Annotated in this window: 28 protein-coding genes; 9 read left to right on the top strand and 19 right to left on the bottom strand. The window is 73.1% G+C overall.

What is annotated here, in order from left to right; genetic code table 11:
• The first annotated feature begins 31 nt into the window (after positions 1 to 31).
• Complete coding sequence (locus tag ACMATS_RS29375) at positions 32 to 256, top strand: hypothetical protein (RefSeq protein ID WP_414169607.1); 225 nt, start codon at positions 32 to 34, stop codon at positions 254 to 256.
• A 4-nt stretch (positions 257 to 260) separates the two neighbouring features.
• Here ACMATS_RS29375 and moaA read toward each other — a convergent pair whose 3' ends face one another.
• From moaA to ACMATS_RS29360, 3 genes are all read right to left on the bottom strand, one after another.
• Positions 261 to 1,250: a GTP 3',8-cyclase MoaA gene (gene moaA, locus ACMATS_RS29370; RefSeq protein ID WP_390777438.1), complete on the bottom strand. Its 990-nt coding sequence runs from the start codon at positions 1,248 to 1,250 to the stop codon at positions 261 to 263.
• Positions 1,251 to 1,365: 115 nt separating this feature from the next.
• A complete protein-coding gene (locus ACMATS_RS29365; RefSeq protein ID WP_390777439.1) occupies positions 1,366 to 2,994 on the bottom strand; it encodes a cation acetate symporter in 1,629 nt (542 codons plus the stop codon).
• Positions 2,991 to 3,308 carry a DUF485 domain-containing protein gene (locus ACMATS_RS29360; protein WP_390777945.1) on the bottom strand — a complete coding sequence of 106 codons (318 nt, stop codon included), beginning with the start codon at positions 3,306 to 3,308 and terminating at the stop codon, positions 2,991 to 2,993. Before ACMATS_RS29360 ends, ACMATS_RS29365 begins: the two co-directional genes overlap by 4 nt.
• A 338-nt stretch (positions 3,309 to 3,646) precedes the next feature.
• Between ACMATS_RS29360 and ACMATS_RS29355 the strand changes: the two genes are divergently transcribed.
• Both ACMATS_RS29355 and ACMATS_RS29350 read left to right on the top strand, forming a co-directional pair.
• Positions 3,647 to 3,781, top strand: a complete 135-nt coding sequence (locus ACMATS_RS29355; RefSeq protein WP_391155517.1) for a hypothetical protein — start codon at positions 3,647 to 3,649, stop codon at positions 3,779 to 3,781.
• 89 nt (positions 3,782 to 3,870) lie between these two features.
• Entirely contained in the window at positions 3,871 to 5,406 is a 1,536-nt protein-coding gene (locus ACMATS_RS29350) for a S8 family peptidase (protein WP_414169606.1), read from the top strand.
• A 55-nt stretch (positions 5,407 to 5,461) separates the two neighbouring features.
• Here ACMATS_RS29350 and ACMATS_RS29345 read toward each other — a convergent pair whose 3' ends face one another.
• From ACMATS_RS29345 to ACMATS_RS29325, 5 genes are all read right to left on the bottom strand, one after another.
• Positions 5,462 to 6,043, bottom strand: coding sequence for a lysoplasmalogenase (locus tag ACMATS_RS29345; protein ID WP_390777442.1), 582 nt, complete (start codon positions 6,041 to 6,043; stop codon positions 5,462 to 5,464).
• Entirely contained in the window at positions 6,040 to 6,921 is an 882-nt protein-coding gene (locus ACMATS_RS29340; protein ID WP_391155511.1) for a sterol desaturase family protein, read from the bottom strand. Before ACMATS_RS29340 ends, ACMATS_RS29345 begins: the two co-directional genes overlap by 4 nt.
• 96 nt (positions 6,922 to 7,017) lie before the next feature.
• Complete coding sequence (locus ACMATS_RS29335) at positions 7,018 to 8,244, bottom strand: amidohydrolase family protein (protein ID WP_414169605.1); 1,227 nt, start codon at positions 8,242 to 8,244, stop codon at positions 7,018 to 7,020.
• The gene (locus tag ACMATS_RS29330; protein WP_414169604.1) at positions 8,237 to 9,520 is read right to left on the bottom strand and encodes an amidohydrolase family protein; all 1,284 of its coding nucleotides are present in this window, start codon (positions 9,518 to 9,520) and stop codon (positions 8,237 to 8,239) included. Before ACMATS_RS29330 ends, ACMATS_RS29335 begins: the two co-directional genes overlap by 8 nt.
• A complete protein-coding gene (locus tag ACMATS_RS29325; RefSeq protein ID WP_414169603.1) occupies positions 9,517 to 10,317 on the bottom strand; it encodes an acetoacetate decarboxylase family protein in 801 nt (266 codons plus the stop codon). Before ACMATS_RS29325 ends, ACMATS_RS29330 begins: the two co-directional genes overlap by 4 nt.
• 111 nt (positions 10,318 to 10,428) lie before the next feature.
• Here ACMATS_RS29325 and ACMATS_RS29320 point away from each other — a divergent pair, with 111 nt between their 5' ends.
• The 4 genes from ACMATS_RS29320 (at position 10,429) to ACMATS_RS29305 (ending at position 13,805) form a co-directional block, all read left to right on the top strand.
• Positions 10,429 to 11,040, top strand: a complete 612-nt coding sequence (locus ACMATS_RS29320) for a TetR/AcrR family transcriptional regulator (protein ID WP_414169602.1) — start codon at positions 10,429 to 10,431, stop codon at positions 11,038 to 11,040.
• A gap of 146 nt (positions 11,041 to 11,186) precedes the next feature.
• Positions 11,187 to 12,194 carry a DEDDh family exonuclease gene (locus ACMATS_RS29315; RefSeq protein ID WP_414169601.1) on the top strand — a complete coding sequence of 336 codons (1,008 nt, stop codon included), beginning with the start codon at positions 11,187 to 11,189 and terminating at the stop codon, positions 12,192 to 12,194.
• A gap of 21 nt (positions 12,195 to 12,215) precedes the next feature.
• Positions 12,216 to 13,001, top strand: coding sequence for an SURF1 family protein (locus ACMATS_RS29310; protein WP_414169600.1), 786 nt, complete (start codon positions 12,216 to 12,218; stop codon positions 12,999 to 13,001).
• A gap of 48 nt (positions 13,002 to 13,049) precedes the next feature.
• Positions 13,050 to 13,805, top strand: coding sequence for an SDR family oxidoreductase (locus ACMATS_RS29305; protein WP_414169599.1), 756 nt, complete (start codon positions 13,050 to 13,052; stop codon positions 13,803 to 13,805).
• A gap of 33 nt (positions 13,806 to 13,838) precedes the next feature.
• On the opposite strand, the gene amaP is transcribed toward ACMATS_RS29305, so the two are convergent.
• From amaP to abc-f, 8 genes are all read right to left on the bottom strand, one after another.
• Complete coding sequence (gene amaP, locus ACMATS_RS29300; RefSeq protein WP_414169598.1) at positions 13,839 to 14,378, bottom strand: alkaline shock response membrane anchor protein AmaP; 540 nt, start codon at positions 14,376 to 14,378, stop codon at positions 13,839 to 13,841.
• A complete protein-coding gene (locus ACMATS_RS29295; RefSeq protein WP_390777451.1) occupies positions 14,372 to 14,968 on the bottom strand; it encodes a DUF6286 domain-containing protein in 597 nt (198 codons plus the stop codon). Before ACMATS_RS29295 ends, amaP begins: the two co-directional genes overlap by 7 nt.
• Positions 14,965 to 15,297 (bottom strand): Asp23/Gls24 family envelope stress response protein, encoded by a 333-nt coding sequence (locus ACMATS_RS29290; RefSeq protein ID WP_414169597.1) that lies wholly within the window; start codon positions 15,295 to 15,297, stop codon positions 14,965 to 14,967. Before ACMATS_RS29290 ends, ACMATS_RS29295 begins: the two co-directional genes overlap by 4 nt.
• Positions 15,298 to 15,299: 2 nt before the next feature.
• Positions 15,300 to 15,491 (bottom strand): hypothetical protein, encoded by a 192-nt coding sequence (locus ACMATS_RS29285; protein WP_414169596.1) that lies wholly within the window; start codon positions 15,489 to 15,491, stop codon positions 15,300 to 15,302.
• 10 nt (positions 15,492 to 15,501) lie between these two features.
• Positions 15,502 to 15,939, bottom strand: coding sequence for an Asp23/Gls24 family envelope stress response protein (locus ACMATS_RS29280; protein WP_414169595.1), 438 nt, complete (start codon positions 15,937 to 15,939; stop codon positions 15,502 to 15,504).
• A 207-nt stretch (positions 15,940 to 16,146) separates the two neighbouring features.
• Positions 16,147 to 16,944 (bottom strand): enoyl-CoA hydratase/isomerase family protein, encoded by a 798-nt coding sequence (locus ACMATS_RS29275; protein WP_390777455.1) that lies wholly within the window; start codon positions 16,942 to 16,944, stop codon positions 16,147 to 16,149.
• 109 nt (positions 16,945 to 17,053) lie between these two features.
• The gene (locus tag ACMATS_RS29270; RefSeq protein WP_043263790.1) at positions 17,054 to 17,275 is read right to left on the bottom strand and encodes a helix-turn-helix domain-containing protein; all 222 of its coding nucleotides are present in this window, start codon (positions 17,273 to 17,275) and stop codon (positions 17,054 to 17,056) included.
• 369 nt (positions 17,276 to 17,644) lie between these two features.
• On the bottom strand, positions 17,645 to 19,243 hold the full coding sequence (gene abc-f / locus ACMATS_RS29265) for a ribosomal protection-like ABC-F family protein (protein ID WP_414169594.1): 1,599 nt from the start codon (positions 19,241 to 19,243) through the stop codon (positions 17,645 to 17,647).
• Positions 19,244 to 19,431: 188 nt separating this feature from the next.
• On the opposite strand from abc-f, the gene ACMATS_RS29260 reads away from it, so the two are divergent.
• Entirely contained in the window at positions 19,432 to 20,322 is an 891-nt protein-coding gene (locus ACMATS_RS29260; protein ID WP_414169593.1) for a neutral zinc metallopeptidase, read from the top strand.
• Positions 20,323 to 20,588: 266 nt separating this feature from the next.
• Here ACMATS_RS29260 and ACMATS_RS29255 read toward each other — a convergent pair whose 3' ends face one another.
• The 3 genes from ACMATS_RS29255 to ACMATS_RS29245 all read right to left on the bottom strand — a co-directional run bounded on the left by ACMATS_RS29255 (position 20,589) and on the right by ACMATS_RS29245 (position 24,090).
• The gene (locus ACMATS_RS29255) at positions 20,589 to 21,977 is read right to left on the bottom strand and encodes a hypothetical protein (RefSeq protein WP_390777458.1); all 1,389 of its coding nucleotides are present in this window, start codon (positions 21,975 to 21,977) and stop codon (positions 20,589 to 20,591) included.
• Between the two features lie 99 nt (positions 21,978 to 22,076).
• Positions 22,077 to 23,198 carry an alpha/beta hydrolase gene (locus tag ACMATS_RS29250; RefSeq protein WP_414169592.1) on the bottom strand — a complete coding sequence of 374 codons (1,122 nt, stop codon included), beginning with the start codon at positions 23,196 to 23,198 and terminating at the stop codon, positions 22,077 to 22,079.
• Between the two features lie 208 nt (positions 23,199 to 23,406).
• Positions 23,407 to 24,090, bottom strand: coding sequence for a class II aldolase/adducin family protein (locus ACMATS_RS29245; protein ID WP_390777460.1), 684 nt, complete (start codon positions 24,088 to 24,090; stop codon positions 23,407 to 23,409).
• Positions 24,091 to 24,203: 113 nt separating this feature from the next.
• On the opposite strand from ACMATS_RS29245, the gene ACMATS_RS29240 reads away from it, so the two are divergent.
• Entirely contained in the window at positions 24,204 to 25,466 is a 1,263-nt protein-coding gene (locus ACMATS_RS29240; RefSeq protein WP_390777461.1) for an inorganic phosphate transporter, read from the top strand.
• The last annotated feature ends 1 nt before the right edge of the window (position 25,467 follow it).

Raw genomic sequence — 25,467 nt, 5'->3', positions numbered from 1 at the left:
TGTCTGCGGGCGCCTCCCGTAGGGTTCGGGTGTGAACTCCCCCGAAAATTCCGTGATCTGTTCCGCGAAGGGCTGCCGCGCGGCGGCCGTGTGGGTACTCGCCTGGAACAACCCGAAGTTGCACACCCCCGATCGCCGCAAGACGTGGCTCGCCTGCGGCGAGCATCGGGATCATCTGTCCAACTTCCTTGCGTTGCGGGGGTTTCTGAAGGAAGTGGTGACGCTGGAGGAGTGGGAGGGGCGCGACGCCCTGTAAGGGGCTAGCCGCCGATCGCCGACATCGGCCGGGCCGGCTGAAGGAACTCCGGGGCGTCCAGCCCCGACCCCGCCTTCTTGCCCCGCATCGCCGCGCGCCACAGGTGCGCCAGTTCCTCGTCGGACGCCCCGTCCCGCAGCGCGCCGCGCAGGTCCGTCTCCTCCGTCGCGAACAGGCACGTGCGCACCTGGCCGTCCGCCGTCAGGCGGGTGCGGTCGCAGGCCCGGCAGAAGGGGCGGGTGACGGAGGCGATGACGCCCACCCGGGCCGGGCCGCCGTCGACGAGCCAGCGTTCGGCGGGGGCCGAGCCCCGCTCCGCCGCCCCTTCCGGGGTGAGGGTGAAGCGCGTGCGCAGGCTCTCCAGGATCTGCTCGGCGGTGATCATTCCGTCCCGGCGCCAGCCGTGCTGCGCGTCGAGCGGCATCTGCTCGATGAAGCGCAGCTCGTAGTCGTTCGCCACGGCCCAGGCCAGCAGGTCGGGCGCCTCGTCCGCGTTGTGCCCGGGCATCAGCACGGAGTTGACCTTGACGGGCGCGAGTCCGGCGGCACGGGCCGCGGCCAGGCCGTCGAGGACGTCCTGGTGGCGGCGGCGCCGGGTGAGGGCCGCGAAGACCTCGGGGCGCAGGGTGTCCAGGGAGACGTTGACGCGGTCCAGGCCGGCGGCCTGCAGCGCCTGTGCCGTGCGGGCCAGGCCGATGCCGTTGGTGGTCAGCGAGAGGCGCGGGCGCGGCTCCAGGGCGGCGCAGCGCTCGACGACGGAGACGAGGCCGGGGCGCAGCAGCGGCTCGCCGCCCGTGAAGCGGACCTCGGTGACGCCGAGCAAGGTGACCGCGACCCGGACGAGGCGGACGATCTCGTCGTCCGTCAGCAACTCCGGCTTGGCGAGCCACTGGAGGCCCTCTTCGGGCATGCAGTAGGTGCAGCGGAGGTTGCAGCGGTCGGTGAGGGAGACGCGGAGGTCCGTGGCGACCCGGCCGTAGGTGTCGATGAGCACGGTGGGGCCCCCTCGCGGAACTGGAACGCTCGTTCGTTCACTCGTTTCGCAGCGTACGCGATGCCCGGAGGCTTCAACACTTCGTCGAAGAAGCCCCCGGGCTGCGGGGAGGGCCTCAGTGGGCCCCGTATCCGGTGAGGGCGCGGACCTCGAGCTCCGCGTACTTCCTGGCCACCGGCTCCTCGGCGGACAGCACCGAGCCGAGCCAGCCGAGGACGAAGCCCAGCGGGATGGAGACCAGACCGGGGTTGCCCAGCGGGAACCAGTCGAAGCTCATTCCGGGGAAGAGCGCCTTGGGGTTGCCGGAGACCACCGGCGAGAGGATCACCAGGGTGACGGACGAGATCAGGCCGCCGTAGATCGACCACAGCGCGCCACGGGTGGTGAAGCGCTTCCAGAAGAGGCTGTAGAGGATGGTCGGGAGGTTGGCCGAGGCGGCCACGGCGAAGGCGAGGGCCACCAGGGCGGCGGCGTTGAGGCGGTGGGCGAAGATGCCCAGCGCGATGGAGACCACGCCGATGACGACGGCCGCGATCTTGGCGGTGAGGACCTCCTCCTTCTCGGTCGTGCCGCCCTTCTTGATCACATTGGCCCACAGGTCGTGGGCGAAGGACGCGGAGGAGGCGAGGGTGAGGCCCGCGACCACGGCGAGGATCGTCGCGAAGGCCACGGCCGAGATCACCGCGAGGAGCACGGCCCCGCCCGTGGAGCCCGCTCCGCCGCCGACCTCCTGGGCGAGCAGCGGGGCCGCGGTGTTGCCGGACTCGTTCGACGCGATGATCGCCTTGGGCCCGACCAGGGCCGCGGCGCCGAAGCCCAGCGCGATGGTCATCAGGTAGAAGGCGCCGATGATGCCGATGGCCCAGTTCACGGACGTCCGGGCGGCCTTGGCGGTCGGCACGGTGTAGAAGCGGATCAGGATGTGCGGCAGGCCGGCCGTGCCGAGGACGAGCGCCAGGCCGAGCGAGACGAAGTTGAGCTTGGAGGTGCTGTCCTTGCCGTACTGCAGCCCGGGCTCCAGGAAGGCCCTGCCCTTGCCGCTCTTGTCGGCGGCGTGGCCGAGCAGGCCGGAGAGGCTCCAGCCGAACTTGTTCAGCACCAGGACGGTGATCAGCAGGGTGCCGGCGATGAGCAGCACGGCCTTGACGATCTGCACCCAGGTGGTGCCCTTCATCCCGCCGATGGTCACGTACAGCACCATCACCAGGCCGACCAGGACGATGATCCAGCGCCGGGAGGACTCGCCGCTCGCGCCGAGCAGCAGGGCGACGAGCGCGCCGGCGCCGACCATCTGCGCCAGCAGGTAGAAGATCGAGACGACGATGGTGGACGTGCCGGCCGCGGTCCGCACCGGCCGCTGCTGCAGGCGGTGGGCGAGGACGTCCGCCATGGTGAAGCGGCCGGAGTTGCGCAGGGGTTCGGCGACGAGCAGCAGGGCGACCAGCCAGGCGACGAGGAAGCCGATGGAGTAGAGGAAGCCGTCGTAGCCGAAGAGCGCGATGGCGCCCGCGATGCCCAGGAAGGACGCGGCGGACATGTAGTCGCCGGAGATGGCCAGGCCGTTCTGGAAGCCGGAGAACGAGCGGCCTCCGGCGTAGAAGTCGGTGGCGTCCTTGGTCTGCCGCCCGGCCCAGACGGTGATGCCGAGGGTGATGGCGACGAAGACCGAGAACAAGGTGATGATCAGGGTGCGGTGTTCGCCCGCACCGCCGGCGGCCAGGAAGGGGTGTGCTGCGATGTTCATTCCCCGGCCTCCAGCTGGGCCTTGAGGGCCTCCGCCCTGGGGTCGAGCTGCGCGGCGGCGTGCCGCGAGTACCACCAGGCGATGAGGAACGTGGTCAGGAACTGGGCCAGGCCGAGGACGAGGGCGACGTTGACGTTGCCCGCGACACGGGTGCCCATGAAGCCGCCCGCATAGTTGGACAGCAGGACGTACAGCAGGTACCAGGCGACGAAGGCCAGGGTGAGCGGGAAGGCGAAGGAGCGGTGGGCCCGGCGCAGTTCGCCGAACTCGGGGCTCTCCTGCACCTGGGTGAAGCGTTCGGCCTGGGCGGGGATGGCGGGGCGGGCGGCCTCGCCCTGTACCTTGCTCTTGGGCTTGGCCTCCTCCTGTGACTCGGGCGGCCTCTTGGGGGTGGTCGATGCCGCGTCGACGGCTTCTTCTGAGTCCACTGCCTCTCCTGTACGGGTGCGTGCGGTGGCGCGAACCGCATCTGTGACGCAGGTCACGCGCGTAGAGGGACACCGCAGTATGCGACAGAAAGCGGTTCTCCGAATGACGCAGCTCGGGCCCGAGGTGCACTACCGCCCGACCGCGGCCTCGTTGACCTGGTGTGAGCATCGAGCCACCGCTTTCACCGCCGTCCCCCGGCCGACGACCGTTCGGGGTCGTCAGGTTGACGGCGCCCGTCATCGCCGAGCGCACGGGGCGCCCGGCGGCCCTGCTCGCGGCGGGCCGCTGGTACGGGCCCAGGATCCCGCTGCAGCCGCTGAGCATCGACGCCCTGCGCCGGCCCGAAGTGCCCTCCTGAGAAGCTTTCTTGGGGAATTCATTGCCCGATTCCGGTGAACGGCGCTAGTTTCACTCGCCCGTGCGTTTTCCGGATGATGTGGAGACCCCATGGATCGTCTGCGTTCCAGACGTCGGCACGCCCTGCTGGCCGTGCCCGTCGGACTTGCGCTCACCGCCTCCCTCGGCCTGCTGCCCGCCGCCGCCTCGGCCGCGCCGCAGGGCCCCGGCGCGGCGAAGGCAGCGGCCGCTGAGGACGGCCCGCTGCTGTCGTACGTGGTCAACACCGACCGGGAGCGGGGCACGCTCGCCCGGGTGAAGAAGGCGATCACCGAGGCGCGTGGCACCGTCGTGGTCGCCTACGAGCAGATAGGCGTCGTCGTCGCCCACTCCGCGAACCCGGGCTTCGGCGCGGCCCTGCGCGCGGTGCCCGGGGTGCAGTCGGCCGGCGCCACCCGCACCGCGCCGATCACGCCCGCGGCCACCACGGACGTCGGCAAGCCCGAGAAGCTCAAGCTGTCCGGTCCCGCCGCGCTGGCCGCCGCCCGCTCGGCCGAGCCCGGCCAGGAGCCGCTGGAGGGCCTGCAGTGGGACCTCCGCGCCATCAAGGCCGACCAGGCCGCGAAGGTGAACCCGGGCAGCAGGGACGTCACGGTCGGCGTCATCGACACCGGTGTGGACGACACCCACCCGGACCTCGCCCCGAACTTCTCCCGCAGCCAGTCCGCGAGCTGTGTCACCGGCAAGGCCGACACCAGCCCCGGCGCCTGGCGCCCCTTCGACCCCGCGCAGGACTACCACGGCACGCACGTGGCCGGCACGATCGCGGCCGCCCGCAACGGCACCGGCATCGCCGGGGTGGCCCCGGAGGCGAAGGTCTCGGCCATCAAGGTCTCGACCGCGAAGGGCGCCTTCTTCTACGCCGAGAGCGTCGTCTGCGCGTTCGTCTTCGCCGCCGACCACCACATAGCCGTGACGAACAACAGCTACTACGTCGACCCGTGGCTGTTCAACTGCTCCGACGACCCCGACCAGAAGGCGATAGCCGACGCGGTCGGCCGGGCGGCCTCGTACGCCCAGCGCAGGGGCACGCTCAACATCGCCGCGGCCGGCAACTCGAGCATGGACCTGTCGGCCAAGCAGCTTCCCGACGCCTCCAGCCCCAACGACACCACGCCGAAGAACCGCACGATCGACCCGGCCAAGTGCCTGGACATCCCTGCGGAACTGCCCGGCGTGGTCGCCGTCTCCGCGACCGGCGTGAAGTCGCTGAAGTCGTTCTACTCCAACTACGGCCTCGGCCGCATCGACGTGGCCGCCCCCGGCGGCGACAACCGCCAGGTGCCCGACCTGCCCGCCAAGGACGGCCGCATCCTCTCCACGCTGCCCGGCGGCGACTACGGCTATCTGCAGGGCACGTCGATGGCGAGTCCGCATGTGGCCGGTGTGGCGGCGCTGTTGAAGAGCGCGCACCCCGACGCCAGTCCGCAAGAGCTGCGGTGGCTCTTGCGGGCGCAGGCGAGCAATCCGGGGTGCCCGGTGGCTCCCGCCGATGCCGCATGTACCGGTACGCAGCACGTCAACAGCTTCTACGGGTACGGCATCGTCGATGCGTTGGCTGCGGTGCAGGACTCCGACGACGACTGAGCGGTCTTTTCGGCTGCGGGTTCGTTGTGGCTGATCGCGCAGTTCCCCGCGCCCCTTACGGGGCGCGGGTTTCCGTAGCGTGCAACACGCCTTCTGCCAGCAGGTATTGGGCCGTCAGGTACGTGAGCATGATCCAGAACTGCTGTTGCGGCCGACTCGCGATGAGCGTGTCCGACAGGAGGAACAGCGCGCCGCCCACTGCCGGCCGCACCCCGGCGCGCGTCGCGCCCAGCGCCATCGTCGTCAGCAACAGGCTGTAGAGCGCCACCGGAACACGGAGTTCCGCGTCCAGGCCCGGCCATAGCAGGGCCAGCGTGCCTGCCCACGCCGTGCCGTAGACGGCGGTCAGGCGGCGGCTCGGTCTGCCGTGCTTCGCGAACTGGGCGAGGTAGCACAGGTGTCCGGCGGCGAACGCGCCCATGCCGAGCAGGAACGGCACGTCCCCGCCGGCCTGCAGCAGCGTGTCCCCCGCACACCCGAAGAGCAGCGCCAGCGCGAGCGGACGGGGGCCGCCGCGCAGCAGCACGTACTCGGCGAGCAGCGGCATCAGCACCGGCTTGGTGGCCCGTTCGATACGCGTCCGGCCGGTCAGCAGTGCGCCGAGGTGGACGCCTGCGGCCGCGGCGAACGCTCTCATGCGACCCGCTCCGGGGCCCTGCGCCGGCGTGCCGGTTTCACGGCCGCGGGGCCCGGCTGCCACCCCGGCCCGCGGAAGACCCGCCCGGCCCGTTCCCGCCAGCTGTGCGCGGCACGGATGTCGCGGGCGATGGCCGCGTACTCGTGGGTGGCCACGCGCAGCGGGTTGAAGGTGTCGATGTTCTTCGTCAGTCCGTAGACCGGGCGTTCGCCCTCCGGGACGAACGAGCCGAACATCCGGTCCCAGACGATCAGGATGCCGCCGAAGTTGCGGTCCAGGTATCCGCCCTGCGATGCGTGGTGCACCCGGTGATGGGAGGGGGTGTTGAGGACGTACTCCAGCGGCCGGGGCAGCCGGCGGACGCGCTCGGTGTGCACCCAGAACTGGTAGACGAGGTTCGTCCCCGAGCAGAAGGCCACCGCCGCCGGGTGCACGCCGGCCAGGATCATCGGGACGTAGAACGGCCAGACGGTCCAGGTGGTCCAGGGCTGGCGCAGCGCGGTGGTGAAGTTGAACTTGCGGCTGGAGTGGTGCACCACGTGGCAGGCCCACAGGATCCTGACGACGTGGTGGCCGCGGTGGGACCAGTAGTAGAAGAAGTCCTGGGCGAGCAGCATCAGCGGCAGCGTCCACCACAGCACGGGCACGCGCAGGGGCGTGAGTGCGTAGAGCGCGGCGTAGACCGCCACGATCGGTATCTTCCACAGCGCGTCGAAGACCAGGCTGCCCAGCCCCATGCCGATGCTGGTCGCCGCGTCCCGGGTCTCGTACCCCTCGGATTCCTCGTCGGGGTGCAGCCGGTAGCTCACCAGCTCCAGCACGGTGAGCACGGCGAAGGCCGGTACGGACCACAACACGACATCCGGAAGGTGCGGCATGGCGGCACCATAAACGCGGCAACCCGGCCGCGGCTAGGGGTTGTTACCGTCGGGTACTCGCCTGGGGTTACCTGGGGTTCCAAGGTCACCGGAGAGTCACCACGCCCGCACCGGTGCGTCGCGGACGAAGACGGGGCTGGTGGCGTCCGGCGGTACGGCCTCCAGGGGCTCGGCGATCTCCGCCGCCTCCGGGCCCACGCGGGCGGCGATCGTAGCGAGGAAGGCGAGGTCGAAGCCGTACACGCGGGCGGCGTTGCCGCCGAGCATGGCGGCGGTCTCCTCGGCGGGCAGCCCCGCGTAGGCCAGGCGCAGGGCCTCGCGGGAGTGGGGGTGGGTGCCCTCGTCGTGCGGGTAGTCGCTGCCCCACATGATCTTGTCGATGCCGATGCGGTGGCGCAGCGGCACCTCGTGCGGGCGCATGAAGCTGGCGCCCGCCGCGCAGTTGGCGTGCCAGTACGCGCTCGGGCGGCGGCGCACCGAAGTGGCCAGCCCGGCACCGAACTTGGCCTCGGCGGTGTCCGTGCGGCCGTCGCCGGAGACCAGGCGGGCGTAGTAGTGGTCGAGAGTGTCCAGGACGCCCGGGATCCAGGCCGTGCCCTGTTCGGTGAGGACGAGCCGCAGGTCCGGGTGGCGGTCGAAGGCTCCGCCGAGGATCAGGTGCCACAGGGCACGGTGGGAGAACCAGGTGGTCTCCACCATGAACACCGCGCGGGCCGCCGGGTCCTCGCCGAGCGGCGGCGAGGCGGAGCCGGCGTGGTGGTTGACGGGGACGCCGAGTTCGGCGCAGACGGCCCAGAGCGGGTCGTAGCAGGCGGAGTGGAGTTCGGGCAGGCCCGAGCCGGGCGGGGTGCCGGGCAGCAGGACGCCGCCGGTGAGTCCGGCCTCCTTGGTGCGGCGCACTTCGCGCACGGCCTCGTCCACGTCGTTCAGGAGGATCTGCGCGACGCCCGCGCGGCGGCCGGGGGCCGCGGCGCAGAAGTCGGCGAGCCAGCGGTTGTGGGCGCGCAGGCCGGCCCAGCGGAGCTCGTACTCCTCGCGGGTGGGAGCGGGGGCGACGAGGGAGGCGCTGGGGAAGAAGGGCGGGATGGTGTTGGGGAAGACGACTTCGGCGACGATGCCGTCGGCCTCCAGCTCGGCGAGCCGGAGGCCGGAGTTCCAGTTGCGTTCGGCGGCGTCGGCGAGCAGGTCCTCGTGCGGGTTGACGTACGCGGCCGCCCAGGCGTCGAAGGCCCCGTGGTGCCGGCGCTCCAAGTACGGCCGGTAGTCGAGGAGATCGGCGCCGGCGTGGCAGTCGGCCGAGACGACGGTGTGGCGGTCAGGCATCGTTCACCCCGGTGCGCGGGAAGTCCTCGCCGGTCAGCCAGTGCCGGCCGGTCTCCCGGGACCGGGCCCAGGAGGCCTCGACGGCCCGCTGGTCGGCGGGCTGGCCCAGGTCGTCCGGGGTGGGGCCGATGCGGGCGGCGAGCGGGGCGAGGGCGCGGGCGTCGAAGCCGAACGCCTCGGCGGCGGACAGGCCGAGCATCCGGCGGGTCTCGGCGACGGGGATGTCGTGGAAGGTGGTGCGCAGCCAGGCGCGAGTGTCGGGCCAGGTGCCCTCGGGGTGGGGGAAGTCGGAGCCCCACAGGATGTTGCCGACGCCGATCTCGTAGCGCTGGGCGAGCTCGCGGCGCTTGGTGTTGGTGGCGCAGACGAAGACGTTGCGGTCGAGGTACTCGTGGGGCGGGCGGGTCAGCCCGGCGAAGGGCGAGAGCTTCTTGCCGCCGTGGGCGCCGAAGTAGAGGCGGTCCATGAACCACAGCAGGTTGGGCAGCCACCAGCAGCCGGACTCGGCGATGCCGAAGCGCAGGTGCGGGTGGCGCTCGAAGACGCCGGACCACAGCAGGAACCACAGCGGGCGCGCGGGCCACCAGGTCACCTCGGTGACGAAGATCCCGAGATGGTCGCCGTACTCGTGGCGGGGCGTGGCCCCGGAGTGGGTGAGCACGGGCATCCCGGCCGCGGCGGCCGCCGCCCAGACGGGGTCGTAACTCCGGTCGTGGTACGGCTTCCCCTCCCCCCACATCGCCGGGATCATCAGCGCGCCCAGCCCGGACTCCTTCGCCCGGCCGATCTCCTCGACGACGCGCCCCACGGGGGCGGTGACGGGCAACAGGGCGACGCCGCAGTGCCGTTCGGGGTGCGCGGAGCAGAACTCGGCGAGCCAGCGGTTGTGGGCGCGGGCGCCCGCCATGCCGAGTTCGGGGTCGTGGTCGCCGGACAGGCCGAGGCCGACGCCGAAGGGCGCGGCGGTGCGGCTGTCCACGGCGTCCGCGTCGGGGAAGACGACCTCGGCCGCCACCCCGTCGCCGTCGAGCTCCTTGATCCGCTGCGCCGCGTCCCAGCCGCCGCGCAGCCCCTCCTCGTGCTCCTCGAACCACCGGGCGGCGAAGGTCTCGTTGCGCACGCCCAGGCGCGTCATCTCCTCCCGGCGCGCGGTGCGCTGGGCGAGGAAGTCGTCGAAGGCGCGGTGGAAGCGCCGTTCCAGGTACGGGCGGTACTCCTCGGTGGGGAGTCCGGCGTGGCAGTCGGAGGAGATGATCAGGTACGGGTCGCCGCTCATTGCGTACTCCCTTCCGGGGGGCCGTCGAGGATCTGGTGCGCGTCGTCGTAGCGCTGGTGGATGTACGGCAGCAGGGCCTCCGCGGGGACGCGGGCGACGACGCGGCCGTGCTGGGTGCCGGCCCGCTCCCCGAACGTGATCCCCGCCGGGCGCAGCACGGGCAGGTCGGCGACCGGGTCGTACGCCGACTCGCGCAGCACCACCTCGCCGGTGACCGCCTCCAGCCTGCGCACCCGCTCCGTGCGGGTGCAGTGCACCAGGACGGGGGCGGCGTCGAAGCCGGTGCCGTCCACGCCCGGCAGGAACTTGAAGTAGAAGTCCAGCCGCTCGCTCTCCGGCGGCAGCGGCAGGGCGCCGGAGACCGTGCCGCGCACGGCGAGGAAGTCGATGCCGTGCCGGGAGAGGCGGGCGCGGAGCGTCGCGCCCTCGCGCTCGATCACGACCTCGCCCAGCTTCTTCGGCTCGCCGAACACCTCGCGCCCGCCGGTCAGGGCGCGCTCGTGCGTCATCGGCATCACCAGCGGATACCAGCCGTCGCGCCCGTCGTGCCGCGCGGCGACCGCCACCGAGCCGGCGCCCAGGGGGTAGCCGCGCAGGGCGACGGTGCTGACGGCGGCCCGGACCAGCGGGCGGGCCGGCGGTTCGAGCGGGGGCGGCAGGACGGCCGCGACCGCGTCCGGGTCGGTCTCCCACAGGGCGGTGACCCCCGTGGACCAGATGTCGGGCAGCCGCGCCGCCGCCTCGCGGGCCGCTTTGATCTCCGTGTCGCTGCGGGGGCCGTAGCGGATGCGTGCCATGCCGTGCCGCCTCTCGGTCTGAGGAGCAGGTGCGTCAGCAGATCTGTAACAGGGTTACAGCGCGGGCGCCGCCGGGTAAAGGCCCCTGCACGGACGGGAGTTGGGGGGCATATGACGCAGAAGCTCACCCGCGAGCAGGTGCTGGGGACCGCGGCGCGGCTGGTGCGGGAGCGCGGCCCGCGGGCGCTGACGATGCGCGCCCTGGCCGCCGAGCTGGGCACGGCCGTCACGTCGATCTACTGGCACGTCGGCAGGCGCGAGGCGCTCGTGGACGCCCTCGTCGAGCGGACGCTGCACGAGTTCGCCGCGATCCGGCCGGCCGGGCGGACCCCGCGGACGCGCATCGTCTCCATCGCACGGGCGCTGCGCCGGGAGCTGCTCGCCCGGCCGCACCTGATCGCGATGGTGCACGAACGCGGGCTGTCGGAGCGGATGTTCCTGCCGGCCCAGCGGGCGCTGGTGCACGAGGTGCACGCGGCCGGGTTGCGCGGGGCGCGGGCGGCGGAGGCGGTGCAGGCCGTGCAGTTCCAGGTGGTGGGGCACGTGCTGGTGGAGCGGAGCCGGGAACGGGCGCCGGCGCCCGCTTCGGGCTCGGGCGAGGAACCGGGTTCGGGGCAGCCCCTCGACCGGGCCCTTGAGCGGGCCCTGGCTCGGCAGCCGGATACGGAGCGGTTGTTCGAGGTGGCGGTGCAGGCGCTGGTGGAGGGGTTGCTGCCCGGGTAGTCGGTCGGGTGCGGGTTTCGCCGTGGCTGGCCGCGCAGTTCCCCGCGCCCCTTCGGGGCGCACGTCCCACGTACGGGTGGCCGGATCATGTCCCCCCTGACGACCGGATCCCTCGTTGTCAGTGCGGGCCCGTATCCTCTGTGACCATGCTCGAAGACCGATCCGCCGCCGCACCGCCCAGCCCGTGGCCGGCCGCCTATCCGCAGGGATACGCGGTCGTCGACGTGGAGACCACGGGGCTCGCCCGCGACGACCGGATAGTGTCGGCCGCCGTCTACCAGCTGGACGCCCGGGGCGAGGTCGAGGACCAGTGGTACACGCTGGTCAACCCGCAGCGCGATCCCGGCCCGGTGTGGATCCACGGGCTCACGTCCGAAGTCCTCGCGGACGCACCGCTGTTCAAGGACATCGCGGAGCCCTTCGCCGAGCGGCTGGCCGGCCGGGTCCTCGTCGCGCACAACGCCGCCTTCGACTGGTCGATGATCTCCCGCGAGTACGCCCGCGCCCGGGCGGAGGTCCCCGTGCGGCAGCGGCTGTGCACGATCGCGCTCTCCAAGGAGCTGCGGCTGCCGCTGCCCAACCACAAGCTGGAGTCGCTCGCCGCGCACTACGGCGTCGTGCAGCAGCGCGCCCACCATGCGCTCGACGACGCCCGGGTGCTGGCCGAGGCGTTCCGGCCCAGCCTGCACCTGGCGGCCGAGGCGGGGGTGCGGCTGCCGCTGCTGGCCTGCCAGCCGCTGACGGAGTGGTCGGACGGCCCGGCGGCGGGCACCCGGTCGGCGACCATCGGATATCAGCCGTCCTCCTCCTACGGGTACCGGCCGCAGACCTGGCGGCCCAGCCGCAAGCGCCCGGCCTGCCCGTATCCGAACCCGGGGCGTTACGAACCGGGCGAACAGCTCATTCAGGGCATGCGGGTGGCGTTCTCCGGCGACACCTCCGTGGACCGCGAGCTCCTGGAGGACCGGGCCGTGGACGCCGGGCTGCACGTGGCCACCAGCGTCTCCCGGCTCACCAGCCTGCTGGTCACCAACGATCCCGGCTCCCCCACCTCCAAGACGGCCAAGGCCCGCTCCTTCGGCACCCCGGTCGTCGACGAGGCCGCCTTCATGCAGCTGCTGCTGCACGTGACCCCGGCGCAGAGCAGGGCCTAGCCACCGGGTACCGTCGAAGGCGTGTACCGCTTCCTGTTGTCCCGGCAGTGGGTGATCCTCACCCTCGTGGGGATCGTCCTCGTCCCGGTGATGGTGCGGCTGGGTTTCTGGCAGCTCCATCGTCACGAGCACAAGGTCGCGCAGAACAACCAGATCGCCCGCAGCCTGGCCGCCGACCCCGTGCCCGTGACCGGGCTCACGGCCCCCGGCCGTGAGGTGGCCGGCTCCGACGTGTGGCGCCGGGTCACCGCGAGCGGTACGTACGACACCAAGGACGAGGTCGTGGTCCGGCGCCGGACCGACGACAACGGCCACCAGGGCTACTTCGTCCTCACCCCGCTGCTGCTGGAGGACGGCCGGGCCGTCCTCGTCAACCGCGGCTGGGTCCCGGCCGGCGACGATCCGATGCGCTACCCGGACGTCCCCGCCGCCGACTCCGGCAAGGTCACCGTCACCGGCCGGCTCAAGCAGGACGAGACGACGGCCGCCAGCGGCATCAAGGACACCGCGGGCCTGCCGCCCCGCCAGGTGATGCTGATCAACAGCGAGCAGCGGTCCAAGGCCATGAACCGCCCGGTGCTGGCCGGCTACATCGAGCTCGTCGTCGACCCGGCCCCCAAGGGCGGGCCCAAGCCCGTGGCCGCCCCCGACCACAGCGACATCGGCCCGCACCTGGCGTACGCCATCCAGTGGTGGCTGTTCGCCGGAGGCGTCCCCGTCGGCTGGTTCATCCTGGTCCGCCGGGAACGCCGCGACCGCCTGGCGGCGGCAGCCGCCCCGGAGCCCGCCGCCGCAGGCGCCCCGTAGGCACCGCGCTCTGCTGCTGACGGGCCGGGGCACGGCAGACTGACGTCCATGGATCTCGGACTCAAGGACAAGGTGTACGTGCTCACCGGCGCAAGCCGCGGGCTGGGGTTCGCCGCCGCCCGTGAGCTCGCCGCCGACGGTGCCCGGCTGGTCGTCTCCGGCCGGGACGGCGATGCCGCGGCACGGGCGGCCGCGTCACTGGGCACGGACGCGGTCGGCGTCGCCGCCGACAATGCCGACCCCGCGGCGGCGGAGCGGCTCGTCGCCACCGCCCGCGAACGCTTCGGCCGCCTCGACGGCGTCCTCGTCAGCGTGGGCGGCCCGCCGCCCGGTTCGGCGGACGGCAACGACGACGACCAGTGGCGGGCGGCCTTCGAATCGGTCTTCCTCGGCGCGGTGCGGCTGGCGCGGACGGCGGCGGAGGCGCTGACCGAGGGCGGGGTGATCGGCTTCGTGCTGTCCTCGTCGGTGTACGAGCCGATCCCCGGGCTGACGATCTCCAACGGGCTGCGGCCCGGCCTCGCCGGGTTCGCCAAGTCCCTCTCCGTGGAGCTGGGGCCGCGCGGCATCCGCGTGATCGGGCTGCTGCCGGGGCGGATCGAGACGGACCGGCTGCGCGAACTCGACACGCTGTCCGGTGACGCGGAGGCGGCCCGTGCCCGGCACACGGCGCGGATTCCGCTGGGGCGGTACGGCACGCCGGAGGAGTTCGGCAAGGCGGCGGCCTTTCTGCTGTCGCCTGCGGCGTCGTACGTCACCGGTGTGATGGTGCCGGTGGATGGCGGGGCGCTGCACGGGATTTGAGACGGGGTGCGCCCCCGCGCCCCTTCCGGGGCGCTACTCCACCCGTTCCGCCCGGTGGCGTACCACGCGGAGTCTGATCTCCGCGCGGAAGTCGGTCAGGCCGGTCGACGTGCGCGCCGGGGCCAGCACCGCCTCGTGCAGCCGCTGCAGGGCCGTGACGGGTGTGGCGTGCGGGGCCAGGATCAGGGTGATCCTGGCCCCGGGGGCCGTGCGGTGGCCGGTGAGGGTCACCCGGGCCCGGTCCACCCCGTCCAGGGCCCCCGCCTCGGCCTCCAGCACCGCCTCCAGCGCCCGTCCCCGCACCACCGCCGTCCCGCCGTCGCCGCAGTCCACGACCACCTCGCGCAGCCGGCGCCGGTGCAGCTGTGCGAGCAGCCACCACAGCGCGAGCAGGACGAGTACGGACAGCACGGCGATGACCGTCGGCCACCACCAGCCGTGGGCACGCCACTTGTGGCGGTCGGCGGTGCTCAGCAGCACGCCGTGCGGGCGGCCGGCCAGGACGGCGGTGCCGAGGGCCAGCAGCACGAGGCCGGCCAGCCCGACCAGCACCCGGTTGACGGCGCTCAGCACCGGGCCCTCACCACCCGCACCGACAGTGCGGGCTGCCGGGCCAGGCCCAACTCCCGCACGCCGTCGGCCAGTACGGCGTCCATGTCCGCACGCACCTCGTCCAGGTCCCTGAAGTGCGCACGGGCGCGGGCCCGGACCCTGCGACGGCCGACGTCGACCCGTGCCCACTGCACGCCGGAGACCGCCATCGCCCGGTCGCGCAGCACCAGTTCGGCGGCCGTGCGGTCCAGCCCGGCCCGCATGTCCGGGATGTCGCGGCGCAGGGGAAGCAGCCCGCGCAGCCCGGGCGTGACGGCCAGGGCGATCAGCCAGCAGCCCGCCAGGACGGCGGCGGCCGCGCACCAGGTCGCCCAGGTGCCGTCGAGGGGGCGGGTGGCCAGCTCGTGCGCGAGCCGGCGGCGCCAGGGCACCGCGGGGCGGGACGCGCGGACGGCGACGATGTCGTGGAGCAGGATTCCCGAAGCCCCCAGCACGACGGCCGCGACGAGAGCGGCGGGCACCCGGCGGGCGGACCGGAAGCGCCGGGCGCGGTGGGGGTACCTCTGGGGGCACCACCAGCGGTAGCCGGGGGAGGTAGCTGGGGGAGTCATCGCACCCGCTCCCGGCCCTCGTCCAGGTGCGGCGAGCGCAGCCGCTCCACGGTGACCGCCACCTCCGGGACCTCCAGGCCGGCCAGCTCCGCGACCCGCTCGGCGATCCGGGTCCGCACGGCACGGCAGCGGGCGCCGATGTCCGTCGGGTACTCCAGCTCGACGGCCACCCGGACGCGGGCCGTCCGCCCGTGCACCGTCACCGTGGTGTGCGGAAGTGTGCCGTCGACGGCCTCGCGGGCCGCCTGTGCGGCGATCTTCGCGACGACACCGTCGGCGATGCGCGTCGCGCCGCGCTCGCCGGGTGCCACCGGCTGCCCGTCCCGCATGTCTACCGCCGCCGTCCGCCGCGGTCCCGGGTGCGGAAGAGGTCGCCCGGCTCCAGGTCGCCGTCCAGGAGCCGGCCCGCCACGAAGCCGACGGCGCCCAGGGCCGCCACCAGCAGAAAGGCCCCGAAACCGCCGAAGTATCCGGCGAATCCGAGCGCCATGCCGGCGATCAGGCCGGCCACGGCCATGCTCATCGTGCGCTCCCTACTGGATCCTGGGCTCCGGCTCTTCCTCGTCCTCGCGCTCGTCCGGCAGCTTGACGTCCGTCACGGCGATGTTGACCTCGACGACCTCCAGGCCCGTCATCCGCTCCACCGCTGCAATGACGTTTTCCCGCACCGAGCGGGCCACATCCGCGATGGCGACCCCGTAATCGACGACGATCTCCAGATCCAGCGCGGTCTGGACCTCGCCGACCTCCGCCTTCACCCCCCGGGTGAGGGACCGGCTGCTCCCGGGCACCCGGTCCCGCACCGCGCCGAAGGTGCGGGACAGCCCGCTGCCCATGGCGTGCACCCCGAGCACGTCCCGGGCGGCGAGCCCGGCGATCTTCTCGACGACGCCGTCCGCAATGGTGGTCCGGCCGCGCTCTGCGGGGTCGGCCGGCGCCTTGGCCTTGGCCTGGGGTGGTGTGTCGGCCATCACCGACCGCCTCTCGTCCGGGGGACGTCCAGCTGCCACCCTAGGGCGTGTCCGGTGGATCTGCGCCCCGTAAGGGGCACGGGGAACTGCGCGATCAGCCACCGCCGATCTGCAGTCGACGCACCACCCCGGGGTCCGGGGCAACTGCGGGCGCGTCGTGGTTGCTCGCGCAGTTCCCCGCGCCCCTTACGGGGCGCTGCGGCGCGGCTACTCCCCCAGCCCCGCCAGATCCCGCAAACGGCGCCCCTGCGCCGCCCGTTCGGCCGCGCGCTGCTGGTCGTACGTACGGCCGGCAGCGCCCCGCAGCAGGGCCTTGGTCTCGATGACCGCATCCCGCGGTGCGGCCAGCAGCGCTGCCGCCAAGTCGGCCGCGGCGGCGTCGAGTTCCGAGCCCGGGACGACGAGATTGGCCAGGCCGGTGCGCTCCGCCTCCTCCGCGTGGACGAAGCGGCCCGTGGCGCAGATCTCCAGCGCCCGGGCGTAGCCGACCAGTTCGACGAGCGGCTGCGTGCCGCCCAGGTCGGGGACCAGTCCCAGGCTGGTCTCGCGCATGGCGAACTGCACGTCGTCCGCGCAGACTCGCAGGTCGCAGGCGAGGGCGAGCTGGAAGCCCGCACCGATCGCATGGCCCTGCACGGCCGCTATGGAGACGAGGTCGGTGCGCCGCCACCAGGTGAACGCCTCCTGGTAGGAGGCGATTTCGGTGTCGAGCGCCTCGTCGGTGCCGTGCGCGAGGTCCAGGAAGGACGGCTCGCCGTCGAAGCCCTCGGGCGTGAACGCCTGCCGGTCGAGGCCCGCGGAGAAGGACTTGCCCTCGCCGCGGAGCAGCACGACGCGCACGCTGCCGGGCAGCTGCCGGCCCGCCGCGGTCAGGGCCCGCCACAGGGCGGGCGACTGGGCATTGCGCTTGGCGGGACGGTCGAGCGTGACCGTGGCAACGGCACCGGTGTCGTCGACGTCGAGCCGGACGCCGTCCTGGTCGAGCAGGGTCTTGCGAGCAGTCATGGGGGCCTCCGAGTGGCCGCAGTCGCATGGAAACGTACTGCACAGTAACCACCCGGCCGACGGGTCGGCCGACCGGGTGGGCTGCCCACAACTGACGTGTCGCGCGACCTCAGACCGAGGCGGCCTTCTTGCCGCGCGTGGCTCCGCCGCGGCCTCGCAGGACCACGCCGGATTCGCTGAGCATCCGGTGCACGAAGCCGTAGGAGCGACCGGTCTCTTCGGCCAGCGCCCTGATACTCGCACCAGCGTCGTACTTCTTCTTCAGGTCTGCCGCGAGCTTTTCGCGCGCGGCGCCGGTCACCCGGCTGCCCTTCTTCAGAGTCTCGGCCACCCGTGCCTCCTCAGGGGGAGATGCTCCTCTTGTCTCTCATGATCACCCCTAGGCGGCGTCCTGGCCACCCATTCGGCAAGGTCCATGGGAACTCCGCAGGAAACGGAACCCAAGATTCCCGCCCGTACCAGGGCCCGGAGCAGGCGATTCCGTCCGGATCCGGTCGTACGGCCGTCCGGGTGGCGGAGTGAAGAAGCAGGTCAGAGGGGGCACTGGAAGCACTCCCGGGGCGGGGGTCCGGGAGCCGGGGCGGCGCGTGCGCCGGAGCGCACCGCGACACCCCGGTACGAGCCGTCCTCACTCAGATGATGGATCACGCATCGGCCGAATGATCGGGACGGCCCCGATCACGGCCGGCGGGGCCCCGCGTCAGGCCAGGGCGACCAGGTCGGCGTAGTCGGGGCCCCAGAGGTCCTCGACGCCGTCCGGCAGCAGAATGATGCGCTCCGGCTGGAGGGCGTCGACGGCGCCCTCGTCGTGGGTGACCAGCACGACCGCGCCCTTGTAGGTGCGCAGGGCGCCGAGGATCTCCTCGCGGCTGGCGGGGTCGAGGTTGTTGGTGGGCTCGTCGAGCAGCAGCACGTTCGCCGAGGAGACCACCAGGGTGGCCAGGGCGAGACGGGTCTTCTCGCCGCCGGAGAGGACGCCCGCGGGCTTGTCCACGTCGTCGCCGGAGAACAGGAACGAGCCCAGCACCTTGCGCACCTCGACCAGGTCGAGGTCGGGCGCGGAGGACCGCATGTTCTCCAGGACCGTGCGGTCCGGGTCGAGCGTCTCGTGTTCCTGGGCGTAGTAGCCCAGCTTGAGGCCGTGGCCCTCGACGACCTCGCCGGTGTCGGCCTTCTCGACGCCCCCGAGCAGGCGCAGCAGGGTCGTCTTGCCGGCGCCGTTGAGGCCGAGGATGACGACGCGGGAGCCCTTGTCGATGGCCAGGTCGACGTCGGTGAAGATCTCCAGCGAGCCGTACGACTTCGACAGGCCCTCGGCCGTCAGCGGCGTCTTGCCGCAGGGCGCGGGCTCGGGGAAGCGCAGCTTGGCGACCTTGTCGGAGACCCGCTCGGCCTCCAGCCCGGCGAGCAGCTTCTCGGCGCGGCGGGCCATGTTCTGCGCGGCGACGGTCTTGGTGGCCTTCGCACGCATCTTGTCGGCCTGGGAGTTCAGGGCGGCGGCCTTCTTCTCCGCGTTCTGCCGCTCGCGCTTGCGGCGCTTCTCGTCGGCCTCGCGCTGCTGCTGGTAGAGCTTCCAGCCCATGTTGTAGACGTCGATGACCGAGCGGTTGGCGTCGAGGTAGAAGACCTTGTTGACGACGGTCTCGACGAGGTCGACGTCGTGGGAGATGACGATGAAGCCGCCGCGGTAGGTCTTGAGGTAGTCGCGCAGCCAGGCGATCGAGTCGGCGTCGAGGTGGTTCGTGGGCTCGTCGAGCAGCAGGGTGTCGGCGTCGGAGAACAGGATCCGGGCCAGCTCGACGCGGCGGCGCTGACCGCCGGAGAGGGTGTGCAGCGGCTGGCCGAGCACCCGGTCGGGCAGGCTGAGCGCGGCGGCGATGGTGGAGGCCTCGGACTCGGCGGCGTACCCGCCCTTGGTGAGGAACTCCGTCTCCAGGCGCTCGTACTTCTTCATCGCCTTCTCGCGGGTGGCGCCCTTGCCGTTCGCCATCCGGTCCTCGTTCTCCCGCATCTTGCGCAGCAGGACGTCGAGGCCGCGGGCGGAGAGGATGCGGTCGCGGGCCAGCACCTCGAGGTCGCCGGTGCGGGGGTCCTGCGGGAGGTAGCCGACCTCACCGGAGCGGGTGATGGTGCCGGCCGCCGGGATGCCCTCGCCCGCGAGGCACTTGGTGAGGGTGGTCTTGCCGGCGCCGTTGCGGCCGACGAGGCCGATGCGGTCGCCCTTGGCGATGCGGAAGGAGGCGGACTCGATGAGGATGCGCGCGCCGGCGCGCAGCTCGATACCGGAGGCGGTGATCACGGAAGGACTGCTCCTGGGCAGGTCGGACGGCGGACGGGACGGACTGCGGTCGTGCGACGCCGTCTAATGCACAGGGAGATATGCCATAGGGAGAAGTCTAGCGGTGACGGGCAAGTCGATTTCCGGGCCGCCGACCGCCGCTTCACGGATACTCGGGGTGACGGACCGGGTACGGAAGGCGGCGGGGCATGCAGTTCGACGACGACGCGGAGCTGGACACCTCCCAGGTGCAGGACCGGCGGGGCGGCGGGATCCCCGGCGGCGGGCTCACCATCGGCGGCGGGATCGTGGGCCTGCTGGCCCTGGTGCTGGGGCTGTTCTTCGGCATCGGCCCGCAGGAGCTGGGGCTGTCCTCGGGCGGCCAGTCCCCGACGGCCACGTCCAGTACGGACGCGCAGGTCGCGCAGCACTGCCGCACGGGCAAGGACGCCAACGCCCGCCAGGACTGCCGGATCGTCGCGGTCGTCAACAGCGCCCAGTCCTTCTGGAGCCAGGAGCTGGCGCGGCGGGGGAAGACCTACACCCCGGCGTCGACGGTCTTCTTCACGGGCCAGGTGCAGACCGCGTGCGGGGCCGCGACCTCGGCGGTCGGCCCGTTCTACTGCCCCGGCGACCGGAAGGTCTACCTGGACCTGGGCTTCTTCGACGAGCTCAAGACCAAGTTCGGGGCGAGCGGCGGCCCCTTCGCCCAGGCCTACGTCGTGGCGCACGAGTACGGGCACCACATCCAGAACCTGCAGGGCACCCTGGCCCGCACCCAGGGCGGCGAAAAGGGCGCCAACAGCGCGTCCGTGAAGGTCGAGCTGCAGGCCGACTGCTACGCCGGGGTGTGGGCGAAGCACGCGACGACGACACCGGAGAAGTCCACCGGCAAGCCGCTTGTCACTCAGCTGACGCAGAGTGACATCAAGGACGGGCTCTCGGCGGCCGCGGCGGTCGGGGACGACCGCATCCAGGAGAGGTTCCAGGGCCGGGTCACACCGGAGAGCTGGACGCACGGGTCTGCTGCGCAGCGGCAGCAGTGGTTCACGACGGGGTACTCGACGGGCGACATGGGGCGGTGCGACACGTTCCGGTGACAGTGCGCCCCGTAAGGGGCGCGGGGCTGTTCACTCCCCCAGCTACCGCTGGGAGGTACCCCCAGCGGCTCCGCCGCGTGGGCGCGACCAGGCGCCCCGTAAGGGGCGCGGGGAACTGCGCGACCAGCCCCCACCGGCCTGCAGCCGACGCACCACCCTGGGGTCCGGGGCGAAGCCCCGGGTCTTTCGACTGCAGGCGCGTCGTGGCCGGTCGCGCCCACGCGGCGGAGCCGCAAATCGATACAGCCCCGCGCCCCTTACGGGGCCTACGCCCCTCCCCGGTGCACCTGGAACGCCGCCCGCCGCACCGCCTTCGCCAAGGCAGGATCCGGATGCGCCGCAGCCAGTGCCACCAGCACCTGGACGGTGCGGGGATGCCCGACGGCGCGGACCTCCTCCAGAAGCCCCGGCACGGTCCCCTGTACCGCCGAGTCCAGGTGACGAACCAGCAGGCGGCTCTCGCCGTGGTCGGCGACGGCCGCCGCCGTGTCCACCCACAGCCAGGTGGCCTCCTCGCGGGTGAGCACCCCGGCCGCCTCCTCGGGGTCGCTGCCCTCGTGCTCGGCGATCCACAGCAGCGCATACGGGCGCAGGCACGGCTCCTCCGCCACCGTGCGCACCGCGCTCTCCGCGGGGGCACCGACGGCACGCAGGGCCTCGAAGGCCAGGCCCCGGACCATGGCGTCGTCGCCGCGGGCCGCATCGAGGAGCTCGGCGACCGCGCTGCGCACCGGCCTGGCGGCGAGCCAGGCCCGGTACTCGGCGCGGGCCGGGCCCGGGGTGAGGTCGGCGCAGCCGCGCAGCATGGCCTCGGCGCCCAGCTCGATGTTGCCCGCGGGACTCTGGGCGGCCACGCAGATCTGTTCGAGCTTGACCCACACCGCCCAGTTGCCGAGCGGGGTGAGCACGGCGGCGCCGTCGCGCACGACGAGCGCGCCGACCGAGGCGAGGGCCTCCAGGGCCCAGCCGAGCAGCCCGGGCAGCGGGTCGGGCCCGCCGGGGGCGGGGGCGGCGGGGACGGGCCGGCCGCCGTCGTAGGGGATCTCGCAGCGCTCGGCGCGGATCTCGGCGACGCGCTGCTGGAGCAGGTCGAGCAGCATCGCCTCGGCGACCGGTCCGGCCGACAGGTGCATGACGGACAGCAGTTGCGGCACCGCCTCGACGACCTCGGCGGCCACGGCCAGGTCGGTGCCGGCGGGCTCGGGGTGGGCCAGGGACCAGGCGTCGAAGAGCGCGACCCAGCCGCGCAGCACGGCGCTGTCGTCGCGGTCCCAGGCGGTCAGCCGCCAGCCGGGGCGGGCGGTGCCGCCGTGCAGCTCCAGGAGCCCGGCGAGCCGGGCCCGGTCCCAGTCGGAGCGCACCTGCCCGGCCGTCAGTCCCAGGGCGTCCGCGGCCTGCCCGGCGGCGTCGGCGAGTCCGCCGGGGCCCGCCACCGAGGCGCCGCGCAGGCACGCGTCGGCGGCCCAGCGGGCCAGCCGGACCGCGCCGGTGAGGCCGGCTCTGGCCTGCTGGGCGAGTTCCGCCCGGGCCGGTGTGCCCGCGGGCGGGCGGGGCGCCGGTCGGGAGCCTCGGTTCGCCACTGCCCGGCGGGCGGCGGCGATCGGCTGTCGGGGAACGAGTCTGAGCCGGGAGTCGCGCGGAGTACGGGACGTCACAGGAGCAGTCTTGCCGTTCACGCTCCGAAAACCCAATCGGAATCAACTATCCGGCCGCGCACGCCTGCTGACGGGAGGCTCCGGGCGCACGCGCGGAAGCTACATCAGGGGTGTCAGGAAGCGCCGCAGGGCCTCCTCGCAGCCCTGCGGGTCGGCGTTCCACGCCCCGGCGTGCCCGGCCCCGCGGACGGTGTGCAAGTGCATCAGATCGGGTCGGCGCGCGACGAGTTCGCGGGAGTGCCGCAGGGGTGCGACGGTGTCGTCGGTGCCGTGCAGGACAAGCGCCGGAACGGCGAGCCGGGTGGTGTCGGCGGCGGCGAAGAGCCCGTCGGCGGTCAGGCCCGTCCTGCCCTCGGCGGCACGCACGGCGAGGCCGAGGAGGGCGCCGCGGGCGCGGTGCCGGGCCAGGGAGCGCAGGGCGGCCTGCCAGTCCAGGACCGGGGAGTCGAGGACGAGGCCGCTGACGCGGTCGCCCACGGCGGAGTCGAGGGCGGTGAGCAGGGCCATGGTGGCGCCGGTCGACCAGCCGTAGAGCACCGTGCGCCGGGCGCCGCTGCGCACGGCGTGCCGGACGGCGGCATCGAGATCCCGCCATTCGACGGCGCCGAAGTGGCCGATTCCGTGCGGCGGCCGCGGGGCGCCCAGGTCACCGCGACAGGAGACGGAGAGCACGGGGAACCGCAGGCGCTGCAGGAACGGCAGCAGGTTCAGGGGGTGCGAGCGGGTCGTGCCCAGGCCGTGCGCGGCGATCACCCAGGTGTCGCGGACGCCGGGGACGAACCAGGCGGGCAGCGGCCCGAGCTCGCCCGCCACGTCCAGGTCGGTGTGGTGCATGCCGAGGGCCTCCTGCGGGCCGCCCGTGTAGAGCTGCGGGGTGAGCCAGACCCGGGCGCCGGGCTCCAGGGCGCCGTGCGCGACGCTCTCCAGGTGTCGTACGACGCAGTCGTGCGGGTGCGAGACGTCGGCGACGACGGGGCCGACGACGGCGTGCAGCCCGGGCCCGGCGAGTCCGTAGGTGCCGGGGCGGAGCGTGGCGGGGGTGCGGGTGAGGGTGACCGTCACCGCGTCGGCGGCGTGGACGGCCACGTGCTGCTCACCGGGCAGGGGGCCCGCGGAGACCTTGAGGGCAGCGTCGCCCGCGTACCGCCCGGCCGCCACCGCGGCCGCTCCGGCACCGATCAGGGTCGTGACGGCCGCGGCCGTCGCTCTGCGCAGGAGCATCCCTTCCAGTGTCGGCCGGGGCGACCGAAGCGGCCAGCGGGCCGGACGCGCCCCGTCAGGGGCGCGGGGAACTGCGCGACCAGCCACCCACGGCCCGCGGCCGAAGCACCACATCGGGGTCCGGGGCGAAGCCCCGGGGCAGCACGTCGACTGCGGGCGCGTCGTGGCTGGTCGCGCAGTTCCCCGCGCCCCTTATTGGGCGCCGTGCTCAGCCGGGCTGCCCGTACCCGGCGAGCCGACCACTGGCGGCAGCGAGCTGTTCCGGGTCCAGCAGCGTGGGGGTGCGGCCGGGGACGGAGGCGGCGGCGAGCCAGACGCGGCACATCCACTCCAGCTGGGCGGTGCGGTCGTAGGCCTGGTCGAGCGTGGCGCCGTGGGTGAGCGTGCCGTGGTTGCGCAGCAGGCAGCCGGTGCGGCCGTCGAGCGCCTGCAGTACGCCGCGGGCGAGTTCCTCGCTGCCGTAGAGGGCGTAGGGGGCGACCCGGGGCGGTCCGCCGAGGGCCCCGGCCATGTAGTGGACCGGGGGCAGTTCGTCGACGAGCGTGGAGACGGCCGTGGCGTGGACGGCGTGGGTGTGCACGATCGCGGCGGCGTCGGTGGCGCGGTAGACGGCGAGGTGCATGGGGAGTTCGCTCGTGGGTCTCAGCTCGCCGAGGACCTGTCGGCCGTCGAGGTCCACGCCCACGGCATCTTCGGGGCGAAGCCGGTCGTAAGGGACGCCCGTCGGCGTGACGAGCACCACATTTCCCACCCGCGCAGAGACGTTTCCGGACGTGCCCACAACCAGTCCGTCAGCAACGGTGCGCAGGGCCGCGGTCACCACGGCGGCCCAGGTCTCGGGGATTCCTGGGGGAATCCGGGTCGAACGGGCGTACTCCTCGCGATGCGTCATCGACATCACCCTCCGGTTGTGGCCGACACCCGTCCCTGTCCAGTTCACCTTCCGTTCACCCAGGATCCCTACGGTCCACCGCGTACTGACCATCGAGCTGATTGCCTGGGTGAATGGAACACATCACGCTTCTCATCGGGATCGTGATCGTCACGGCCTTGGTGTTCGACTTTACGAACGGTTTCCACGACACGGCCAACGCCATGGCCACCACCATCTCCACCGGGGCGCTCAAGCCCAAGGTGGCGGTGGCGATGTCGGCAGTGCTGAACCTCGTCGGCGCGTTCCTGTCCGTGGAGGTCGCCAAGACCATCTCCGGCGGCATCATCGACGAGAAGGCCGGAGTCAGGCCCGAGATCATATTCGCCGGCCTCGTCGGCGCGATCGTCTGGAACCTCCTGACCTGGCTGGCAGGTCTGCCCTCCAGCTCCTCGCACGCCCTCTTCGGCGGCCTGATCGGCGCCACGCTGGTCTCGGTCGGCTCCCACGGCGTCCACGCGGACGCCGTCGTCATGAAGGTCGTCATCCCGGCGGTCGCCGCACCGGTCGTGGCGGGCGTCGCGGCCATGGCCGCAACCCGGCTCACCTACCGCCTGGCGCGCGGCCGCGACGAGCAGGAGACCGCCAAGGGCTACCGCGCCGGGCAGATCGCCTCGGCCGCGCTGGTCTCCCTCGCCCACGGCACCAACGACGCCCAGAAGACGATGGGTGTCATCACCCTCGCGCTGGTCACCGGCGGCGTCGTCGCCCCGCACTCCGACCCGCCGCTGTGGGTCATCGTCTCGGCGGGCGTGGCCATCGCGCTCGGTACGTACCTGGGCGGCTGGCGCATCATCCAGACGCTCGGCAAGGGCCTCACCGACATCAAGCCGGCGCAGGGCTTCGCCGCCCAGACCGGCGCCGCGACGGTGATCCTCGCCTCCTCGCACATCGGCTTCGCCCTCTCCACCACCCAGGTCTGCTCCGGCTCGATCATGGGCGCGGGCCTCGGCCGCAAGGGCGCCGTGGTGCGCTGGTCGACCGCCGGGCGCATGGTCGCCGCCTGGTGCCTGACGCTGCCCGCCGCGGGCATCGTCGCCGGCGGCGCCGCGTTCCTCGCGGACCAGGGCGACTGGGGCATCACCGCGGTCGCGGTCCTGGCGCTGGCCGCCTGCGGCGCCATCTGGCTGGCCTCGCGCCGCAAGCCGGTCACCCACGACACCGTGGACGCGACCGCCACCGCGCCGCACGTCGGCCCCGCGGCGCCCGCCGCCTCCGAGCCGGCCGGTGTGGTCACCGCCGCCCTCCAGGCCGTCGCCCCGCCGCCGGCCGGACCGATCGCCCCGACCCCCGACGCCGGACGGCCCGCCGCCGCCCCGGCCGCTGCCGCGAGCTGAA

The organism is Streptoverticillium reticulum, assembly GCF_047456005.1.
In the GTDB taxonomy this organism is placed as follows: Bacteria; Actinomycetota; Actinomycetes; order Streptomycetales; family Streptomycetaceae; genus Streptomyces; species Streptomyces reticulum.
This window is presented reverse-complemented; position numbering and strand designations above follow the sequence as displayed.

What these genes read in the sequence shown, in the direction of transcription:
- ACMATS_RS29290 (WP_414169597.1), bottom strand. Translation starts at nt 15,297, where the DNA reads ATGCGGGACGGGCAGCCGGTGGCACCCGGCGAGCGCGGCGCGACGCGC.
- ACMATS_RS29240 (WP_390777461.1), top strand. Translation starts at nt 24,204, where the DNA reads ATGGAACACATCACGCTTCTCATCGGGATCGTGATCGTCACGGCCTTG.
- ACMATS_RS29275 (WP_390777455.1), bottom strand. Translation starts at nt 16,944, where the DNA reads ATGACTGCTCGCAAGACCCTGCTCGACCAGGACGGCGTCCGGCTCGAC.
- ACMATS_RS29340 (WP_391155511.1), bottom strand. Translation starts at nt 6,921, where the DNA reads ATGCCGCACCTTCCGGATGTCGTGTTGTGGTCCGTACCGGCCTTCGCC.
- ACMATS_RS29280 (WP_414169595.1), bottom strand. Translation starts at nt 15,939, where the DNA reads ATGGCCGACACACCACCCCAGGCCAAGGCCAAGGCGCCGGCCGACCCC.
- ACMATS_RS29250 (WP_414169592.1), bottom strand. Translation starts at nt 23,198, where the DNA reads ATGCTCCTGCGCAGAGCGACGGCCGCGGCCGTCACGACCCTGATCGGT.
- ACMATS_RS29325 (WP_414169603.1), bottom strand. Translation starts at nt 10,317, where the DNA reads ATGGCACGCATCCGCTACGGCCCCCGCAGCGACACGGAGATCAAAGCG.
- ACMATS_RS29335 (WP_414169605.1), bottom strand. Translation starts at nt 8,244, where the DNA reads ATGCCTGACCGCCACACCGTCGTCTCGGCCGACTGCCACGCCGGCGCC.
- ACMATS_RS29350 (WP_414169606.1), top strand. Translation starts at nt 3,871, where the DNA reads ATGGATCGTCTGCGTTCCAGACGTCGGCACGCCCTGCTGGCCGTGCCC.
- ACMATS_RS29330 (WP_414169604.1), bottom strand. Translation starts at nt 9,520, where the DNA reads ATGAGCGGCGACCCGTACCTGATCATCTCCTCCGACTGCCACGCCGGA.
- ACMATS_RS29320 (WP_414169602.1), top strand. Translation starts at nt 10,429, where the DNA reads ATGACGCAGAAGCTCACCCGCGAGCAGGTGCTGGGGACCGCGGCGCGG.
- ACMATS_RS29345 (WP_390777442.1), bottom strand. Translation starts at nt 6,043, where the DNA reads ATGAGAGCGTTCGCCGCGGCCGCAGGCGTCCACCTCGGCGCACTGCTG.
- ACMATS_RS29305 (WP_414169599.1), top strand. Translation starts at nt 13,050, where the DNA reads ATGGATCTCGGACTCAAGGACAAGGTGTACGTGCTCACCGGCGCAAGC.
- ACMATS_RS29295 (WP_390777451.1), bottom strand. Translation starts at nt 14,968, where the DNA reads ATGACTCCCCCAGCTACCTCCCCCGGCTACCGCTGGTGGTGCCCCCAG.
- ACMATS_RS29245 (WP_390777460.1), bottom strand. Translation starts at nt 24,090, where the DNA reads ATGACGCATCGCGAGGAGTACGCCCGTTCGACCCGGATTCCCCCAGGA.
- ACMATS_RS29285 (WP_414169596.1), bottom strand. Translation starts at nt 15,491, where the DNA reads ATGAGCATGGCCGTGGCCGGCCTGATCGCCGGCATGGCGCTCGGATTC.
- ACMATS_RS29315 (WP_414169601.1), top strand. Translation starts at nt 11,187, where the DNA reads ATGCTCGAAGACCGATCCGCCGCCGCACCGCCCAGCCCGTGGCCGGCC.
- ACMATS_RS29260 (WP_414169593.1), top strand. Translation starts at nt 19,432, where the DNA reads ATGCAGTTCGACGACGACGCGGAGCTGGACACCTCCCAGGTGCAGGAC.
- ACMATS_RS29365 (WP_390777439.1), bottom strand. Translation starts at nt 2,994, where the DNA reads ATGAACATCGCAGCACACCCCTTCCTGGCCGCCGGCGGTGCGGGCGAA.